19 protein-coding genes are annotated in these 17,344 nt (G+C 45.5%); 12 read left to right on the forward strand and 7 right to left on the reverse strand.

Features of this window, described 5'->3' with window-relative positions; genetic code table 11:
• The first annotated feature begins 7 nt into the window (after positions 1-7).
• Positions 8-1,888: an ABC transporter ATP-binding protein gene (locus CRO25_RS22970; RefSeq protein ID WP_256863734.1), complete on the forward strand. Its 1,881-nt coding sequence runs from the start codon at positions 8-10 to the stop codon at positions 1,886-1,888.
• A gap of 107 nt (positions 1,889-1,995) precedes the next feature.
• On the opposite strand, the gene cysC is transcribed toward CRO25_RS22970, so the two are convergent.
• Complete coding sequence (gene cysC, locus CRO25_RS22975) at positions 1,996-2,634, reverse strand: adenylyl-sulfate kinase (RefSeq protein WP_079696569.1); 639 nt, start codon at positions 2,632-2,634, stop codon at positions 1,996-1,998.
• Between the two features lie 148 nt (positions 2,635-2,782).
• On the opposite strand from cysC, the gene CRO25_RS22980 reads away from it, so the two are divergent.
• Both CRO25_RS22980 and pdaA read left to right on the forward strand, forming a co-directional pair.
• Complete coding sequence (locus CRO25_RS22980) at positions 2,783-3,181, forward strand: hypothetical protein (protein ID WP_063564276.1); 399 nt, start codon at positions 2,783-2,785, stop codon at positions 3,179-3,181.
• Between the two features lie 157 nt (positions 3,182-3,338).
• Positions 3,339-4,118, forward strand: coding sequence for a delta-lactam-biosynthetic de-N-acetylase (gene pdaA / locus CRO25_RS22985; protein ID WP_072734009.1), 780 nt, complete (start codon positions 3,339-3,341; stop codon positions 4,116-4,118).
• A gap of 135 nt (positions 4,119-4,253) precedes the next feature.
• Here pdaA and CRO25_RS22990 read toward each other — a convergent pair whose 3' ends face one another.
• Together CRO25_RS22990 and CRO25_RS22995 are read right to left on the reverse strand one after the other, a co-directional pair.
• Entirely contained in the window at positions 4,254-5,102 is an 849-nt protein-coding gene (locus CRO25_RS22990) for a DegV family protein (protein ID WP_064639374.1), read from the reverse strand.
• A 120-nt stretch (positions 5,103-5,222) separates the two neighbouring features.
• Positions 5,223-5,699: a hypothetical protein gene (locus CRO25_RS22995; protein WP_079696570.1), complete on the reverse strand. Its 477-nt coding sequence runs from the start codon at positions 5,697-5,699 to the stop codon at positions 5,223-5,225.
• 279 nt (positions 5,700-5,978) lie between these two features.
• Here CRO25_RS22995 and CRO25_RS23000 point away from each other — a divergent pair, with 279 nt between their 5' ends.
• Positions 5,979-6,365, forward strand: coding sequence for a DUF423 domain-containing protein (locus CRO25_RS23000; RefSeq protein WP_063564280.1), 387 nt, complete (start codon positions 5,979-5,981; stop codon positions 6,363-6,365).
• Positions 6,366-6,514: 149 nt separating this feature from the next.
• On the opposite strand, the gene CRO25_RS23005 is transcribed toward CRO25_RS23000, so the two are convergent.
• Positions 6,515-7,093: a hypothetical protein gene (locus CRO25_RS23005; protein ID WP_053780514.1), complete on the reverse strand. Its 579-nt coding sequence runs from the start codon at positions 7,091-7,093 to the stop codon at positions 6,515-6,517.
• 230 nt (positions 7,094-7,323) lie between these two features.
• Here CRO25_RS23005 and CRO25_RS23010 point away from each other — a divergent pair, with 230 nt between their 5' ends.
• Positions 7,324-7,626, forward strand: a complete 303-nt coding sequence (locus tag CRO25_RS23010; protein WP_017689545.1) for a YunC family protein — start codon at positions 7,324-7,326, stop codon at positions 7,624-7,626.
• Positions 7,627-7,731: 105 nt separating this feature from the next.
• On the opposite strand, the gene mtnA is transcribed toward CRO25_RS23010, so the two are convergent.
• A complete protein-coding gene (gene mtnA, locus CRO25_RS23015; RefSeq protein ID WP_179132239.1) occupies positions 7,732-8,805 on the reverse strand; it encodes an S-methyl-5-thioribose-1-phosphate isomerase in 1,074 nt (357 codons plus the stop codon).
• A 44-nt stretch (positions 8,806-8,849) separates the two neighbouring features.
• On the reverse strand, positions 8,850-10,067 hold the full coding sequence (gene mtnK / locus CRO25_RS23020; RefSeq protein ID WP_079696572.1) for an S-methyl-5-thioribose kinase: 1,218 nt from the start codon (positions 10,065-10,067) through the stop codon (positions 8,850-8,852).
• Positions 10,068-10,366: 299 nt separating this feature from the next.
• Here mtnK and CRO25_RS23025 point away from each other — a divergent pair, with 299 nt between their 5' ends.
• The 7 genes from CRO25_RS23025 to sufB all read left to right on the forward strand — a co-directional run bounded on the left by CRO25_RS23025 (position 10,367) and on the right by sufB (position 17,067).
• Complete coding sequence (locus CRO25_RS23025) at positions 10,367-10,828, forward strand: Dps family protein (RefSeq protein ID WP_063564284.1); 462 nt, start codon at positions 10,367-10,369, stop codon at positions 10,826-10,828.
• A gap of 127 nt (positions 10,829-10,955) precedes the next feature.
• A complete protein-coding gene (locus CRO25_RS23030; protein ID WP_079696573.1) occupies positions 10,956-11,531 on the forward strand; it encodes a DUF1802 family protein in 576 nt (191 codons plus the stop codon).
• 368 nt (positions 11,532-11,899) lie between these two features.
• Complete coding sequence (gene sufC, locus CRO25_RS23035; RefSeq protein WP_062833524.1) at positions 11,900-12,682, forward strand: Fe-S cluster assembly ATPase SufC; 783 nt, start codon at positions 11,900-11,902, stop codon at positions 12,680-12,682.
• Between the two features lie 24 nt (positions 12,683-12,706).
• Positions 12,707-14,011: a Fe-S cluster assembly protein SufD gene (gene sufD, locus CRO25_RS23040; protein WP_079696574.1), complete on the forward strand. Its 1,305-nt coding sequence runs from the start codon at positions 12,707-12,709 to the stop codon at positions 14,009-14,011.
• The gene (locus tag CRO25_RS23045) at positions 14,008-15,228 is read left to right on the forward strand and encodes a cysteine desulfurase (protein ID WP_079696575.1); all 1,221 of its coding nucleotides are present in this window, start codon (positions 14,008-14,010) and stop codon (positions 15,226-15,228) included. The genes sufD and CRO25_RS23045 overlap by 4 nt, the downstream gene beginning before the upstream one ends.
• Positions 15,218-15,649, forward strand: a complete 432-nt coding sequence (sufU, locus tag CRO25_RS23050) for a Fe-S cluster assembly sulfur transfer protein SufU (RefSeq protein WP_017689537.1) — start codon at positions 15,218-15,220, stop codon at positions 15,647-15,649. The genes CRO25_RS23045 and sufU overlap by 11 nt, the downstream gene beginning before the upstream one ends.
• A 20-nt stretch (positions 15,650-15,669) precedes the next feature.
• Positions 15,670-17,067 (forward strand): Fe-S cluster assembly protein SufB, encoded by a 1,398-nt coding sequence (gene sufB / locus CRO25_RS23055; protein WP_076209130.1) that lies wholly within the window; start codon positions 15,670-15,672, stop codon positions 17,065-17,067.
• A gap of 86 nt (positions 17,068-17,153) precedes the next feature.
• Here the strand turns inward: sufB and CRO25_RS33705 are convergent.
• The coding region (locus CRO25_RS33705; RefSeq protein ID WP_218670788.1) for a hypothetical protein at positions 17,154-17,344 on the reverse strand (191 nt) is incomplete at its 5' end.

Here is a 17,344-nt window from a genome sequence, read left to right on the forward strand (position 1 = left end):
ATTCTTTATGCGGAAACTGCATCGTGTAACGGGCCCAGTGTTATATTGGAACCTGCTGGGCATGATCTGCATCAGTCTGATGGAAGGAATAGGCATTTATATGCTCGTTCCGATGTTAAGTCTTATTGGTATTTTTGAAATGGGTTCAACAGGTCTGCACTTACCCTGGATATCTGAATTTTTAAATCGTTTTTCGGAAAATGGCCGGTTGCTGCTTGTATTGTTGACCTTTGTTCTCATTGTCTCTGGACAGGCGTGGCTACAACGTCTTCAGACGATTCGCAACACTCGAATTCAGCAGCAATTTGTTCGAACGCTGCGCATGGAAACCTATCGTGCCATCATTATGGCGCAGTGGTCTTTTTTTCTCCAAAAACGAAAATCCGATTTTAATCATATATTAACGACCGAACTTGCCCGGGTCAGTCAGGGAACGAATATTATGCTGCAAATGGCGGCTTCCTTGATCTTCACCGGAATTCAAATCGGCCTGGCCTTCTGGTTGTCTGCCAAGTTAACTACCCTTGTCTTGGTCTGCGGATTGGTACTGTTTATTGTATTGAGAAAATTCGTGAAACGAGCAAAACAGATTGGGGATCAGACGTCGGAATATTCCCAGAGCTATTATAACGGTATTACAGAGCACTTTAACGGAATCAAGGACATTAAGAGCAATATGCTCGAAAAATCACATATTAGCTGGTTTGAACGTATGTGTGGGCGGATTGAACGTAATGTGATTCAGTTCAGCCAGTTGAACAGTGGCACACAATTGATTCATCGAATATCGGCGGCTGTCATTATTGCTGCTTTTATCTATTTATCCCTGCATGTGCTCGCTGTACCTCCGGCAAGTTTGTTGCTCATCATTCTGATCTTTTCACGGTTGTGGCCACGATTTACATCCATTCAATCCAATCTGGAGTATATGAGTTCGATGCTGCCCGCGTTTCAGATTGTGAGAGAGTTACAGACAGAGACCGAGAAAAGCCGTGAGATTAGCGAAAAAACGGGTAATGCTAGTGAACCATATGATGAGGAGTCAACGGTTCCCGGTCCTCGTTCGGTTAGAATGGAGGCCCAGGCCAAGCTGAATGAGCAGCAGAAAGATGGCGATATGCTGCCCATTGAACCCCTGGTGCTTAAGGAGTCCATCGAGTGTCAGCAAGTGAATTATCGCTACGAAGGCAGCGATACCTACTCGTTATTTGAAGCGTATGCATCCATCCCTGCGAGAGGTATGACGGCCATTGTAGGCAAGTCTGGAGCCGGGAAGAGCACGATGATTGATTTGATTATGGGACTCATACGTCCGGAGAGTGGTCAGATTTTGGTGGATGGGGTGCCGTTAACCGAGAATCGATTGTTAGCCTGGAGAAGTTCAATCGGTTATGTCTCTCAGGACCCTTTTCTGTTCCATACGAGTATTCGTGAAAATTTGCGTCTGGTTGATCCAAATGCCAGTGAGGAACAGATGTGGCAAGCATTACAGTTCTCTTCGTCTGCAACATTTGTCCGCAAACTTCCGCAAGGACTGGATACCATTATCGGTGATCGGGGCATCCGATTATCCGGCGGTGAACGTCAGCGTTTGGTGCTTGCCCGCGCCATGCTTCGGAACCCTTCTGTACTGGTATTGGATGAGGCGACGAGTGCGCTGGATAGTGAGAACGAACAGCATATTCATGAGGCTCTTGAGCGCCTGAAAGGGCATGTGACGGTTATTGTTATCGCCCACCGATTATCCACCATTCGAACAGCAGATCGAGTGATTGTATTGGATGAGGGCCGGGTTATCCAACAAGGGGGTTATCAGCAATTGTCTACTGATCCGGTAGGCACGTTCAGCAAACTGTTAAACATGCAAGCAGGTGTCGTGGGGCAATGAGTCTCTCGGTAAATCCGGAAATGAATAAAGCAAAAAGGCGCGCCATTAGAGGCAGCGCCTTGATCTATGTGTAGTAGGGAAGTAATTCAATTTGATTGCTATTTCAATTAGTGAACGATGGCATTGCTAACAGGCTGCGGTAGCTGAAAAGCACCCACACGTTCCAGATGCTGCACAATTTCTTGCACGGCTTCTTCGATGAATAGCTCTTCGGTATCAATGATGAGTGTAGGATCTTCTGGAATATCATAAGGGGCCGAAATCCCTGTGAAATGTGGAATGGCACCGCTGCGGGCCTTTTTGTAAAGTCCCTTCGGATCACGTCGTTCGCACTCTTCGATCGAACAACGAACATAAATTTCAATGAAATCATCAGCTTCAAAAAGCTGTTTAACCATATTCCGGTCTTGTGCATCTGGCGAGATAAAGGCGGAAAGAACAAATAACCCGGCATCTACCATCAGCTTGGATACTTCACCAATTCGGCGCAGATTTTCTTGCCGATCCTCGGCCGTGAACCCAAGATCCCGATTCAGTCCATGACGTACGTTATCCCCATCAAGTACGTAACAATGAACCCCTTTTTCATACAGGTACTGCTCCAGAGCAAATGCCAGCGAGGATTTTCCTGCACCGGATAAGCCGGTGAACCATAAGGCACGACTACGATGACCGTTATGTTTTTCCCTGTCCTGCCTGTTTAAGCTGGATTGCTGCCAAGTAATGTTACGCTCTTCCTTTGACATGGATATCCGCCTCTTCCTACTTATGATATGTATAATATTTTAACATATTTACAAGATTATAGCACCTTCTGAATTTGGCGGAATTTAGCGTGAATCAACGACAATTCGGGTATAGATGTAGTACATACATAGCAGGAGGAAGACCAACATGAACAATAACATACACAACATACAGGTATATTTTCAGTGCGCGGATTGCGATCAGGATATTCGCGCTATCTTTACTCAAGAGCAGGTCAGTGCGGTTCGCTGTTCAGAGTGTGGTAGAGCATACACATTGATGAAACCTACCATTGGTGACGAGATTTTACTTGATTGGGAGCAGGAGGCTCTATATCATAAATTGCGCGCAGATCGTTCTGAGCATGATAATCATAATATGTCTGCCCTGATTATTAAAGTAATTGAGCTGCTAACCTGGCGGGATAGTGGTGATGGTCAGACACGTGCAATAGAGATGGTTAGAGAATGGTTGGCTTCCAGTGGAAAACCTCAGACCTTACTTGAATTGTTTCATCATCCCGAGCGAGACAATAAACGGTTTTGAACGGAGAAATGAGAACCGGGGCTCCATGGTGTGTAAGTATGTGATGCGATCTGTAATCGAAATTTACATACATTAGCTGTTCCTGTGGCATATTACCTGAAGGTGTTCGTGATAGGAAACGACAAACCGAATTTTTCAGGAACAGGAGCGGATAGCAATGAAGCGAATGGTTCTTTACATGCTGCTGGCTGTATTGACGTTCGGTACATTACCGGCACATACTGAAGCATCGCCAATAAATGGAGCTTATCATTTTGGCTTCAAAAAGAGCCAAAATGGCCAGTTGCCTTCCATTGATCAGGAAGGATTTAAGGAGATCTTGCAGCATAATGATGCCATTTTCCTGGGGGATACAAAACAGAAAGAGCTGTATCTTACGTTTGATAACGGTTATGAAAATGGGTTTACGCCAGCTATATTGGATGTTCTGCGCGACAAAAAGGTGCCAGCTGCTTTTTTTGTCACCGGACATTATCTGAAAGACCAGCCTGAATTGGTGAAGCGAATGTCGGCTGAAGGCCATATTGTGGGTAACCACTCCTGGAGCCATCCCGATATGACCCGAGTTTCCAATGAAAAAATAAGAACAGAGCTTGATCAGGTACGTTCTGAGATCAATCGGTTAACTGGACAGCAAGCGACCTTCTTGCGGCCACCACGTGGCATTTTTAACAACCGGACGCTTGCAGAGAGCCACGCCCAAGGTTACGTTAATGTGTTTTGGTCGGTTGCCTATAAAGATTGGGATACCAAAGTGCAACGTGGGACAGAGTATGCACGTCAGCAAGTCTTGAAACAGCTTCATCCGGGAGCAGTCATTCTGCTTCACTCTGTGTCGAAGGATAACACAGAGGCGCTAGCCTCCATCATTGATGAGGCACGTAAGCAAGGATATGCGTTCAAAAGTTTGAATGACCTGAAAACAAAAAGTTATTAATGTTACATGTTTACAATAGAAAAAGGGCATCCTGAGCTACGATAGCTTGGGATGCCCTTTCTGGCTTGGTCTTTAATGGTTTCAGCAGACATGATTCTAATCATTAAGTAAACATGCTGTGTGATGAGAGGCCTTTTATAAAACCGTGTTGTAAATGATACCGATCGTTTTGGGACCACAATGACTACATATAACGCAACCAGCCGTAGTTAATTCCACTCGTGCTCCAGTCTGCTCCTGCAGAGACTTTTGCAAATCAAGCGCGTCTTCCTCGGCCATGGTATGCACGACGATAACGAGATCGCGATCGATCTGTTCCTTATGGTTAAGTGTGTTTTGCAGCATTTGTTCCAGCGCCTTTTCCCGTTTGCCACGGACTTTGTAGGCAGGAGACATCTTGCCATCGGCTACCCGAATGACGGGGCGAATTTTCAGCAGACTGCCAATCAGGTTTTGCATGCCAGAGCAGCGTCCACCTTTATACAGATACTCCAACGTATCGATGACAAACTCAGTTCGCACATTTGGCTTGATGGCTTCAACGAGATGTGTAATCTCCGTCAGGCTTTGCCCTTTTTCTGCTGCATGAACTGCCTTCATCACCATCAGGGCAATCCCGGAAGAAAGATTCAGAGAATCCACGACAGAGATGCGACCTTCCGGGAACTCGGAACTGGCCAATCTTGCATTTTGGTAAGTTGACGAAAGTTCAGAGGACAAGCTGATATATAAGATATCATACCCTTGTTCTATGTAAGGTTGAAATGCCGTCATGAAATCAGCAGGTGAAGGTGCTGCTGTTTTGGGCAGACGCCCATCCCTGCTTACACGTTCATAGAGCTGCTCCGGCTTAATTTCAGCACCGTCCTTCAGTGATTCCTCACCGAACACGACATATAAAGGGATGATACCGATATCGTGCTGCTGGATCCATGCTGGGGCCAGATCACTTGTGCTGTCCGTGAAAATTTTGATTCGTGACATGTCAATCTCCTTTGGATACGAAAATTTGGCAATAGAATGGATCAAATGGATCATGTTGAGATGAATCAGTGTTATTTCATTATCGTTTTTGAAGAATGAAGGTAAAGCGGATATACGCTTCTACATCATATAGATACCTGCAATAATAAGCCCTGCAAACGCCAGGATCATGGCTCCACTGAGAATGGTTCCAATAATAGCAAAGACTTTTTTTCGATTTTTGAGAATAAGCCCAATCACGCCGAGAATGATTCCGGCCAGATTAAGAATCAGACAAACTAGAACAGCCAGAGAAGCCAGGGCAACTGCTGGATGTAATGCAATCTCCTCCACTTGGATCGGTGTGGTTACAACGCCAATTGAACTGTTTATAGCCATTGTGGCAATAAAAAAAGTCAGCATGTAACCAATGATCGAGACCAATCCAATCACAAAACTTGCAATACCAGGCCCGGAATGTTTCAATCGACCCATGGATGGATCTTCCAAGGGGGAAGGGGAAGGTGTAAACAGGTCGTCATGATTGGGATCTGAATAATTCGTGCCGGAACGGGATTGATAAGGATTATTGTTATTCTGGTTATTTTGATTATCCATAAATGGTATATCCCTCCCTTAATCGTGGTCATGAGTGTAATTAACCTAATCCGGGTATTATGATTCTCATCAAGAGAATGAAGGCATTCCTTTTTACTTTTCCATAAAAATCGATAAAAATCAAGGTTTAACGCCAGTTTTCGTCGATTTTGAGGCAAAAGTGCAACAAAATATATATAACCAGACATATAAATGCCTTCCGCATCGGAGCTGGCTGGTAAACACTGCAAGGATTCGCTAAAATAATAGTTGAGAGATGAATTAAGGGAGAGAAGGCAAATGCAACGGAAATGGATGATGCTTGGTGCTGTACTGACAATGCTTTCGGTAGCTATTGGTGCGTTTGGTGCACATATGTTAAAGGAAAAAATTGGTGCAGACGCCATAGCCGTGTATGAAACCGGAGTGCAGTACCACATGATACATGCAATCGCACTGCTGATTATTGGTCTTACAGCGGGTCAACTTGGACCGTCAACCAAGCTCAAGTGGGCAGCACGCCTGCTGTTTATCGGAATTATCATATTCTCGGGTAGTCTGTATGTACTGAGTATTTCAGGTATTAAAATATTGGGAGCCATCACGCCAATTGGCGGGGTAGCCTTTATTGTCGGATGGTTGTTATTAGCAATAGACGTGTGGCAGCGGGGAAAAGATCGCTCGTGATGATTTATTTACAATAGCTGGAAGTAGCTATGGAGAAATTATGATGTACCAGTTCATTGTTACATGAATGATTATCTAAAAAAGCAACCTGCCTGGGAAATGTTATGGAATTTCCCCGTAAGTTGCTTTTTGTTTGAATGCTCATTGAGTTAAAGAAACTCATCAATTTCATTGGTCCGGAACGTATACACTTGTTTTTCATCCACATGGTAGACGCTTACAATGCTGGTATCCCGATCAAAATTCAAGATTCGGCATGGAATGCTCTGATGCCGGCCGTTCTTGTTGTTCACAACGATCCGAGTAAGACGGTTTTCTTTGATAAGGGTATCAATCCATACATCGAATGAATTTCCGTTGGTAGTGTTGGATGCTTCGGTTGAAGGAGCTTTCTGGGAAGCAGGTGTTTCGATTTCACTTTGTGGTTTAACTGGAACGGTTGAAGCCGTCGCTTGATTTGGTGAAGAGTTCTTCTGTCTTGCATTGGATTGTGATTTTTTTCTTTCTTTATGAAGAAAGGCGAATGAGTCCTTTTTGGACTGCAGAGTCACTTCAATAATTTTGCCAAGCTCTATGCCGGATTGAATCCGGAAGTCTGCAATTTGTTCCTCTTTGTTTATGAACTCCAACAGGGACTGCAGTGCCAATGCATTCGAGCGGCTCTTAATAAGAATATCGACATTGAATAAAAAGCCGATTTCTTCTTCGTTGGATAAGGTTTCTTTCATTGATCCCAGCCCCGTTAAAAGATATGTCAGCAAAAACATGCTTCAATACACTATATCATTAAAAAGGCAATAATCATAGTACTGGAGACATAGAAAATGAGCAACCACTTAGGCAAAATCAAGTAAAACCATATGCATTTCCAATCCTTTTCCGCAGGTGTCCACACGGCGATCCAGAATGAGGCATACAATTATCGTGACCTGTGGAAGAGGAGGTGTATCGGGAAATTATGGTGACGATGGAGCCGATTGTGGTTGGAGAACATGTTCTGGTCGGGGTAGAAGTGAAGTTGCCCAAAACGACATTACTGACGATTAATACATCCAAAGGATATATCATGTGCGGAGCACTCGATGTGGGATTACTTAATGAGAAGCTTGGGGATCGCAAAATCATTGCAGCTCGGGCGGTTGGCGTGCGCACATTGGAACAGCTGCTGCATGCACCTATGGAGTCGGTGACAACGGAAGCCGAAGCTATGGGCATTACGGTTGGCATGACGGGTGTAGAAGCATTGCTCAAGATGATCTAATCCCTGAATAATCAACAATTAAAGAGAGGGCTCCCCCCTGGGAAGTCCTCTCTTTAATTTACATGTACAAATCCTATATTAAACGATAAAACATGTTTCCACTAATTAAGCTTCATCCTTGGCGAACAAGGCAGCCAGATTCTCTTTGAAAGGAGCGCGAACGACGCCTTTTTCCGTAATAATGGCTGTTACATATTCGTTAGGTGTGACGTCAAACGCTGGGTTGAATACTTTCACACCTTGCGGTGCTGTACGTTTGCCAAATCCTTCTGTTACTTCCTCCGCAGCACGTTCCTCAATCGGAATGAGATCTCCGGATGGCGTAGACAGGTCAATGGTGGACAGTGGGCTGGCTACATAGAATGGAATGTTGTGCGCTTTGGCAAGGACCGCTACGCTGTATGTTCCGATTTTGTTAGCTACATCCCCATTGGCAGCGACGCGGTCTGTACCCACGATAACTGCCTGAATCCAGCCTTTGGACATGACCATGCCTGCCATGTTGTCGCAGATCAGAGTAACGTCAATACCGGCTTGCTGGAGCTCAAAGGCCGTAAGGCGTGCACCCTGAAGGACAGGGCGAGTTTCGTCTGCGAATACTTTCAGATTGATGCCACGCTCGTGAGCGAGGTACATCGGTGCAGTCGCCGTTCCGTATTTCGCGGTTGCAAGTCCGCCTGCATTACAGTGTGTGAGCACACCCATACCGTCTGCGAACAAAGGAAGAGCATTTTCACCGATAAGACGGCAGACTTCTTCGTCTTCTTTTTGAATCAAAAGTGCTTCCGCTTCAAGGGCAGCATTGCTATCTTCGATGCTTGCACCGGAATCAGCGAGGTCACTGGCTTTTTGCATCATACGATCCAGCGCCCAGAACAGGTTAACAGCGGTTGGACGGGAAGTAGCAAGATGAGCACAGATGGATTTTACATGATCCAGCCAGCCTTGTACGGCAAGTCCGTCATATGCCTTGGCACCGAGCACGACACCAAATGCAGCAGCAATCCCGATCGCCGGAGCACCGCGTACTTTCATCGAGTGGATGGATTCCCATACCTCTTCGGGCGTGTACAGTTTCAGCATCAGAATTGTTTCAGGCAGCAAACGCTGGTCAAGCATTTCAAGCTTGTCCTGTTTCCATATAAGGGAGGACAGAGGCTGATGTTCAGGGGTTGTCATGGATGTTCCTCCGTTCCTTGAGTTAAGCCGTATCATTCTTTGAGTTAGGCTTTAATAAAAGTAACCGCAGTAGCTACTGTATCTAGAAGTTCACCAATGGTGTTCAGATTGCGATTACGCTTAATGAGTGCTTTACCGATCGCCAGCGCTTTGCGCTGAGCACGTTCACGTTGTGTCGCATCTTCGATCGTATCGATATCTGCGACATGCGCGAGTCCAACAATACGACGGACCATTTTCGCGCCAGCAAAGCCAGCAGAGTCTCTGAATAATTGTTGTACATAAAGATCTTCATATCCAGGTGCTTTGGCCATAGGATCAACCAGATCGGAATTCCACAGACCACGGAAGCGGGATTCGAATTCAGTCCATACGTCACGAACCATATCCAGCAAAATCTTTTCACGCTCATGAAGAGCCGTCTGATCCTGAATTCGACCTGGCAGCGACGCGTAGTGGAGAAGCAGATTGGCAAGCACGGCTCCTACATCAAATCCCATTGGGCCGAAATAGGCAAATTCGGGATCAATGACTTTGGTGGATTCAGGTGTGACAAAAATACTGCCTGTATGCAAATCACCATGAAGTAGAGCTTGACCATGGGTGAGAAATTTCTCGCGCAGCAAGGCTACTTCAAGATGAAGTTCTCCATCTGTACGAAGTGCTTCCGCTTCATCTTCAATGGAAGCCTCATAATTATTTTTCTCCGCAATACGATACGGTTCATCAAAGACCAGATCTTCGGTTATTTTACATTGATCCGGATTGACGAATCTGCCCTGTTTCTCTTTCTTCAGTTGCTGGTTCATGCCAAGATCTGACGTGAAAAACAATGTTCTTGCCATGAACTCCCCAATATGTTGTGCAAAAAGAGGATATGTTCCGCCATCGATGAGGCCTTTACGCATAATCACATGATCGCTCAAATCTTCCATCACGGTTAAGGCGAGATCATCATCATAATGGTACACTTCCGGCACCATTCCCGGACATAGACGATACTCTTCCTGTAGGATTTCCCGTTCAATTCTGGCACGTACCAGAGACAATGGCCATGATTCTCCGACCACTTTCGCATAAGGAAGAGCCTGTTTGATAATGATACTTTTATCGGAGTTCTGATCCGTGATATGGAAGACCAAATTCAGATTGCCGTCACCGATCTCACGACATTCCAGATTCGCATCTGCCGCAAACGGACCCGGTAAAGTTTTGGCCAGTTCGATTGCATCCTGGGGTGTAAAAGGGTGATATTGGGACAAGAATGCCACCTCCATATATATGAAGAAACAGGAAAACCCACTTCTTTGCTTGGTATATGTCAGTATATCGGAAATAACTGTGATTTTGTACCCTTTTTTTGAGACAGCCTATACCGGACTTGTTTCGAACTTCCGGTGTACGGGTAAAAACAAATAGGCCGGACGGTTGACAGAAATACCGCCGACAAGGCTCCCCACCACTGGGTGGTGCCGAAATGTTAAATCTCTGTCATTTACGGCAGGGTACCCTGCTTATAGTGAATGTCAGACTAATTTTATAATAAAAGGATGGGATTAAGATGGCTACAAAAAACAAAACAGATCAAGCAAAATCGGTGGAACAAGTACTTAATCGTCAGGTGGCAAACCTGAACGTCCTGTATGTTAAAATCCATAACTATCACTGGTATGTAAAAGGACCTAACTTTTTCACACTGCACGTAAAATTCGAAGAATTCTACAATGAAGTGACTGTACAAATGGATGAAATTGCTGAACGTATTCTTACCCTCAAAGGTAGCCCAGCGGCTACGATGAAAGAATATCTGGAGATTTCCTCCATTCAGGAAGCAGCTGGTGGCGAAGATGCCAACACAATGGTACAGAATCTGATCGAAGATTTTGCTACATTGTCGAACGAGTACCAGGAAGGTATTGAAGTGGCAGACGCTGCGGAAGACCAACCAACATCTGATATGCTGACAGGCTTCAAAGCTGATCTGGAGAAACATATGTGGATGCTGCGCTCTTTCTTGGGCTAATTCCATCCGCATTTACCGAGTTTGTTGGCTTATAAACCATACAGTTACTCTAACCGATCTTTCACGTTGCCAGGACGCCGCCGAGCGTCTATACTGCTGACAAGACTGACTTCGGGAGGAGAACTTTATGATAGGCACAACGATACCAGCGTTAAAAGAATGGGCCTCCGCAATCAAAGCGCTGGAAACGGGTCGCCAAGTTATGGTGATGCGCAAAGGCGGGATTGTGGAGGAAACCCGACGTTTTGAGTTGAAAAGTCCAGCATTCTATCTGTATCCGACTTATGAACATCAGCGTAAAGAACTGATAAAGTCCTCTGATCATTTCTATGTTGAGGAATCACTGGCCGAATGGGTGCCTGAAGCTTCGACGATCCGTCTCACAGCATATGCTGAAGTGACACAGGATTTGGAGATCAGAGATCAGGAGATGCTGGATCGACTTCTTGACTTTCATATGTGGACTGCGGATTTTGCCGAAGATCGCCTAAAGTGGAAACGAAAAGATCCACTCCACGTATTGATACTCCGAGTGTACCGTTTGAAGGAACCGATGGAGATTCCCGTATTACCTGAATACAACGGATGCCGTTCATGGATTTCCATTCCGAATGGTCCGGTGCCGCGTGAAATGACGCCGGTGGTGGACGTTGCGGATTTTGACGAACAGGTACAGAAGATTAACGAGACGCTCAAAATGTAATGTTATTTATCGGAAGGACTTGTCCATGATATGGATAGGTCCTTTTTCAATTGAGAGGATCAGATTTGATAAAAGATTGAATCCCTGTGATTTTTCTCACTGTCTATTTATGACGTAGAAGTTTTGTCATTTGATTCAATTTGTCTTTTACTATAGAATCAGAAAGAATAAGGTTTCATGCAAGAGACAAAGGTTCTTAGGAAATGACTTGATTATCATTGAGAATCAGTTTAGAATTATTCTAAAGTGTTCTTGCTTTGAAGATTCGAGTACAGGAGAAATTCAGGGGAAGCCCTGTTCAGATATAATAGGCGCTTTTTCGTTTTCGACAACAACATCAATTTAATCAATGGAGGGAAACAATACACATGGCTACGAATTTCGTCATTGAAGGTCTGAAAGCGACGATCGAAGGTAAGGAAATCCTGAAAGGCATCAACCTGGAAATGAAAGGTGGAGAAATCCACGCAATCATGGGTCCGAACGGAACAGGTAAATCAACTCTGGCTTCTGCATTGATGGGCCATCCGAAATATGAAGTAACTGACGGTACAATTACACTTGATGGTGAAGATGTATTGGACATGGCTGTAGATGAGCGTGCACGTGCAGGTCTTTTCCTGGCTATGCAATACCCAAGTGAAATTGCAGGTGTTACAAACTCCGACTTCCTGCGTAGTGCAATTAACGCACGCCGCGGCGAAGGTAACGAGATCTCCCTGATCAAGTTCATTCGTCAAATGGAAGGTAAAATGAAAGAACTCGACATGAACCCTGAGTTCGCTCACCGTTACCTGAATGAAGGTTTCTCCGGTGGTGAGAAAAAACGTAACGAGATTCTGCAAATGATGCTGCTTGATCCGAAAATCGTAGTACTTGATGAAATTGACTCCGGTCTGGACATCGATGCTTTAAAAATCGTGGCTAACGGTGTAAATGCAATGAAGAGCGAAGATCGTGGTTTCTTGATTATCACTCACTATCAACGCCTGTTGAACTATATTACTCCTGACTACGTACACGTTATGATGCAAGGTCGTATCGTGAAATCCGGCGGACCTGAACTGGCACACCGTCTGGAAGCTGAAGGATATGACTGGGTTAAGGAAGAGTTGGGAATTACAGACGAAACTGTAGGTCAAGAAGCGTAAAGACAAAACGGAGGAGGATAATCAATGACTACACAAACAATTCTTCCGGTTGAATCTGAAGCGCTTCGCGCCTTGTCGGAAAGCAACAATGAACCCGGCTGGTTGACCGAACAGCGGCTCGAAGCTTTAAAGCTTGCGAGCGGGCTTGCGCTTCCTAAACTGGAAAAACAAAAAATCGAACGCTGGAATGTCAGCGAGTACGGAACATATAAAGCTAGTGAAGCGATTGCTTCCCTTGAGGAAGTACCAGCTTCCATTAAAGATCTAGTTAAGGACCAAGCGGAAGGCAGTCTGGTTATCCAGCGCAATTCCGGTACGGTATATTCCAAGTTGTCTGCTGATCTTGCAGCAAAAGGAGTTATCTTCACAGATCTGGCTACAGCGGTTCGCGAACACAGCGATCTGGTAAAACCATATCTGAACACAGCAGTGAAAGCCGATGAGCATTCCCTCGCTGCATTGCATGCGGCACTTTGGAATGGCGGGGTTTTCCTGTATGTTCCGAAAAATGTCGAAATCGAAGTACCACTGCAAGCAGTGTTGCTTACGGATGACGCATCTGCAACATTTGCACCGCATGTGCTTGTAGTTGCTGAGTCCAACAGCTCCGTTACTTATGTGGATAACTATGTATCTGGCGAATTGTCCGCACCTGTTTTCCATAATGGTGTTGTGGAAGTATTCGCAAAATCCGGTGCTAAAGTACGTTTCGCATCGGTTCATCAACTGAGTGTGAATGTAACTGATGTTTCATTCCGTCGTGCAGTGTTGGAGAATGATGCTTCGATCGAGTGGATCGTTGGTGAAATGAACAATGGCGATACAGCGAGCAACACGATGACCGTGCTGAAAGGCAATGGATCTAGTTCGGATTCCAAAGTCATCGCTGTAGGTTCCGGTTCACAGAAAATCAACTACACCACAGAAGCTCGTCACTTCGGCAAGAATACACCAAGTCAGATGATTACACGTGCAGTTATGCGTGAAGAAGCTTCTGCAATCATCAACGGGATCACGAAGATTGAGAAAGGCGCTACCAAAGCCGATGGACAGCAGACAGAGAAAGTGTTGATGCTGAGCCCTAAAGCACGTGGAGACGCCAACCCAATCCTTCTGATTGATGAGGATGATGTAACAGCAGGTCACGCGGCTTCTGTTGGTCAAGTCAATGCCGAGCAGATTCATTACTTGATGTCGCGCGGAATTAACCGTACGGATGCCGAACGCCTGATCATCTATGGCTTCCTGGCTCCGGTGGTGGCGGATATTCCTCTGGAAGCACTGCGCACCCAATTGCAGTCCCTGATTGAGAAGAAGCTGGGACAATGAACCCGTCCATTCGCGAGCAGTTCCCGATCCTCCACCAGGAAATTAACGGACACCCGCTCGTATATTTAGATAGTGCTGCGACTTCACAGAAGCCTCGTGCTGTGATCGAAGCAGTCAAACATTATTATGAGTATGAGAACTCCAACGTACATCGCGGTGTTCATACGCTTGGAAGCCGTGCAACAGACGCTTACGAAGGCGCACGTGAGAAGGTAGCCAAGTTTATCAATGCCCGCCGTACACAGGAGATTATCTTTACCCGCGGGACAACGACAGCCCTGAATCTGGTGGCTTCATCTTATGCCCGCGCCAATTGCAAAGAAGGCGATGAAATTGTTATCACGCAAATGGAGCACCATAGTAATCTGATTCCTTGGCAGCAGGTTGCCAAGGAGACAGGTGCAACATTGAAATACATCCCGCTTCAGCCTGATGGTCACATTGAATTGGCTGATGTTGAGAAGACGATTACAAGCAATACTAAAATTGTAGCCATCGCTTATGTATCCAATGTTATGGGGCTGATCCATCCTGTGAAACAAATTGCTGAAATTGCACACCGCAATGGTGCTGTCATCGTTGTTGATGGCGCACAAAGTACACCTCACATGAAGGTGGACGTTCAAGATCTGGACTGTGATTTCTATGCATTATCCGGTCATAAAATGTGTGGACCAACCGGAATCGGTGCACTCTACGGCAAAAAGGCGCTGCTGGAGTCCATGGAACCCATTGAGTTCGGCGGTGAAATGATTGATGATGTGGGTCTGTACGAATCCAACTGGAAAGAGCTTCCCTGGAAGTTCGAGGGTGGAACCCCGATTATCGCAGGTGCGGTAGGGTTGGGAGCTGCCATTGATTTTCTGGAGCAGATTGGTATGGATGAGATCGCACATCATGAGAGTGTGCTGGCAGCTTATGCAACAGAACGACTGGCCGAGATCGATGGGTTAACCATCTATGGCCCAGCGAAGCGGCATGTGGGTGTCGTTACCTTTAATCTGGGGGATGTTCATCCGCATGATGTGGCAACCGTTCTGGATGCGAGTGGCGTAGCCATTCGTGCCGGACACCATTGCTGTCAACCGCTAATGCGCTGGCTTGAAGTTAGCTCAACAGCTCGTGCCAGCTTCTATCTATACAATAACGAACAAGATGTAGATCGGCTTGTCAGCGCCTTAATCCAGACAAAGGAGTATTTTGGCGATGCAACTTGATGATCTGTACAGACGTGTTATAATGGACCACTACAAAAATCCGCGTAACCGTGGAACATTTGATAATGACGCTGTCACGGTGAATTTGAACAATCCAACGTGCGGCGACCGGATTTCACTGCAAATTTTGCTGAAAGACGGAATCGTTCAGGAAGCCAAATATACGGGTGAAGGATGCTCCATCAGCATGTCCTCTGCATCAATGATGACGGAGGCTGTCAAAGGCAAAACGATGGAACAGGCACTCGATATCGCTAACCGTTTTTCCTCACTGATGAAAGGTGAAGAAGTCGATTTCGACGATTATGAAGATCTCGAAGCCCTATCCGGTGTGAACAAGTTCCCTGCACGCATCAAATGTGCCACTCTGGCCTGGAATGCATTACGCAAAGGGATTGACGAAGAGAACAAAGTACAATAACGATAGGGAGGTAGAGCAAGATGGCTAAAAAAGCACCAGAAATGGAAGAGTACAAATATGGTTTTCGGGACGAGCACAAATCCATCTTTCAAACCGGTAAAGGTCTGACTGCAGAAGTGGTTACCGAGATTTCCAAGATTAAGAATGAACCGGATTGGATGTTGGAATTCCGTTTGAAATCCTTGAAACAATTTGAAAAGATGCCAATGCCGAAATGGGGCGGAGATCTAGACGGATTGGATTTCAATGAAATTCAGTATTACGTTCGTGCTTCTGAAAAACAAGGTAAAACATGGGAGGAAGTTCCTTCCGAAATCAAGGAAACCTTTGATAAATTGGGTATCCCTGAAGCAGAGCAAAAGTTCCTCGCAGGTGTATCGGCTCAGTATGAGTCCGAGGTTGTATACCACAACATGCAAAAAGAATTGGAAGATCAGGGCGTAATCTTCATGGATACGGATACTGCACTTAGAGAGCATCCGGAAATCCTGCGTGAATATTTTGCAACCGTTATTCCACCAGCAGATAACAAATTCGCTGCATTGAACAGTGCCGTCTGGTCCGGAGGAAGCTTCATCTACGTGCCTAAAGGCGTAAAATGTGAAGTGCCTCTGCAAGCCTATTTCCGGATTAACTCCGAAAATATGGGACAATTCGAGCGTACACTCATCATTGCGGACGAAGACAGCTTCGTTCACTATGTAGAGGGCTGTACAGCTCCAATCTACAGCACGAACTCACTGCACAGTGCGGTTGTTGAGATCATCTGTAAGAAGAATGCTCGTGTTCGTTACACAACGATCCAAAACTGGGCACCAAACATCTACAACCTCGTTACGAAACGTGCGGTTGCAGAAGAAAATGCAACGATGGAATGGGTCGATGGCAACATCGGTTCCAAACTGACGATGAAATATCCAGCAGTTGTACTGAAAGGCCGCGGAGCTAAAGGTTCGGTTCTGTCCATCGCTGTAGCTGGTAAAAATCAGCATCAGGATGCAGGCGCGAAAATGATTCACTTGGCTCCAGATACAACATCAACGATTGTATCCAAGTCGATCAGTAAACATGGTGGTAAAGTAACCTACCGTGGTCTGGCTTCCTTTGGTCGCCAAGCGGAGGGCGCAAAATCCAATATCAAATGTGATACGCTCATTCTGGATAATGAGTCCACATCCGATACGATTCCTTACAATGAAATCATGAATGATAACATCATGCTTGAGCATGAAGCTACGGTATCCAAAGTGTCCGAGGATCAACTCTTCTACCTGATGAGCCGTGGTTTGACCGATGCAGAAGCAACACAGATGATCATCATGGGCTTTATTGAACCGTTCACGAAGGAACTGCCGATGGAATATGCGGTAGAGATGAACAGATTGATCAAATTCGAAATGGAAGGGTCAATTGGTTAATCCAACTGCCCTAACCCGTTTCGAAACGTCGATTCTGATTGTGGCAAAGTTGTGCTGAATCAGTTTCACGTGAATTAAATAGCATATCAAGAAAGATCGAGGGAGTTTATCCCTCGATCTTTTTTTATTATGGCTTTAGCCAGTTGAGTGCGTGTAACGCGCGAAACAAAAAACCACCCGCTATGAACTGCACCCCAATTGTTAGACACAACTACCAATTGGAGGTGCAGTTTTTTTATGACTAAATTCAGTTCAGAAGAAAAAGTACAAGCCGTTA

The organism is Paenibacillus sp. RU5M (assembly GCF_900221055.1).
Lineage (GTDB): Bacteria > Bacillota > Bacilli > Paenibacillales > Paenibacillaceae > Paenibacillus > Paenibacillus marchantiae.